The 1,646-nt window shown below is 69.1% G+C and carries 1 protein-coding gene; it reads left to right on the forward strand.

From position 1 onward, the window contains the following. Positions 1 to 73: 73 nt before the first annotated feature. The gene (locus tag RF637_RS13730; RefSeq protein WP_368815081.1) at positions 74 to 1,606 is read left to right on the forward strand and encodes an ISL3 family transposase; all 1,533 of its coding nucleotides are present in this window, start codon (positions 74 to 76) and stop codon (positions 1,604 to 1,606) included. The last annotated feature ends 40 nt before the right edge of the window (positions 1,607 to 1,646 follow it).

Here is a 1,646-nt window from a genome sequence, read left to right on the forward strand (position 1 = left end):
GGCTCTGTCGCACTTTCGGTGGTGCGATGTGTTGACGGTTGGTTCGTGCTTCCGGGCTTTCTCATGATGGGGCATGGTTGATGCGAAAATGCTGGTCGAGATGGTGTTCTCGGGGCTGTCGGCGTTGGTGATCGAGGGGATCGAGGACACTGGCGAAATGCTCGTGGTTCGCGCGTCGACACGTGGCGGAGCGGTGGAGTGCCCGTCGTGCGGGACGCTGACTCGGACGGTCCATGCCTTCCATGAGCGGATGCCGGCGGACGTGCCGGTCGATGGGCGTCGCGTGCTGATCCGGGTGCGGGTACGCCGGATGCGGTGCCGGTCATCTGGCTGTGCGCGGCAGACCTTCCGGGAGCAGGTCCCGGGGTTGCTGGAGCGCTATCAGCGGCGCACGGTCCGGTTGACCGGACAGCTGCACTGCGTCGTTCGCGAGCTTGCCGGCCGTGCGTCGGCCCGATTGCTGCCGGTCATGGGGATCACCGCGGGACGGGACACCGCACTGCGGACGCTGCTGGGCATCGCGCTGCCCGAGCGGGCGGTGCCCAGTGCGCTGGGGATTGACGACTTCGCGCTGCGCCGCAGCTGCAGCTACGCCACCGTCCTCATTGACGCCGACACCGGCACCCGGATCGACGTGATTCCCGGACGCGGAACCCAGACCGTCGCGGACTGGCTGCGCACGCACCCTGGGGTGCGGATCGTGTGCCGTGACGGCTCAACGGCCTACGCCCAGGCCGTGCGGGAGGCGCTGCCCGGCGCCGTCCAGGTCGCCGACCGGTGGCACCTCTGGCATGGCCTGGCCGAGACCGTGGTCAAGGAGGTCGCCGCGCATTCGGCGTGCTGGGCCGGGGCGACCGGGCTGCAGGACGGCCCTCGGGCCCGCACCACAGCACAGCGCTGGGCCCAGGTGCACGGGCTGCTGGGAAAGGGCGTCGGACTGCTGGAGTGCTCCCGGCGGCTGGGCCTTGGGCTGAACACCGTCAAGCGGTATGCCCGCGCCGACGCACCCGAACGCCTCCAACGTGTTCCGCAGTACCGGCCTACGCTCGTGGATCCCTACCGGGAGCATCTGCGCACCCGTCGTGTCGAAGACCCCGGTGTCCCGGTCCAGCAGCTTCTGCGCGAGATCCGCGAGTTGGGCTACCAGGGCAGTGCGAACCTGCTGACCCGGTATCTCAGTCAGGGCCGTGCCGAGGACGACAGGGCCCATCTCTCACCACGCCGCGCGGCGCGCCTGCTACTGAGTGCGCCGGACAAGCTCACCGCCGGTCAGCAGGAGCGCCTTGGCCAGATCGCCCTCGCGTGCCCCGAGATCACCGCCCTGCACGGCCTGGTGGGAGCATTTGCCGCCCTCCTGAAGCCCGTTGAGGCAAATGCCGCCGGGCTCGAACAGTGGATCCATGCCGCACGTACGGCGGACCTGCCGCACGTGCACTCCTTCATCCGCGGGATCGAGCAGGACCGCGATGCCGTCGTCGCCGCGCTCACCACGCCGCGCCATAACGGCAGGACCGAGGGTGTGAACACCCGCACGAAGATGCTCAAGCGGCAGATGTACGGACGCGCAGGATTCACCCTGCTCCGCCACCGCATCCTCCTAGCCTGAGCGCCTTCTACCCCACCACCGAAAGTGCGACAGAGCCGTT

Origin of the sequence: Kocuria sp. CPCC 204721, from assembly GCF_040980945.1 — a bacterium.
In the GTDB taxonomy this organism is placed as follows: Bacteria; Actinomycetota; Actinomycetes; order Actinomycetales; family Micrococcaceae; genus Kocuria; species Kocuria marina.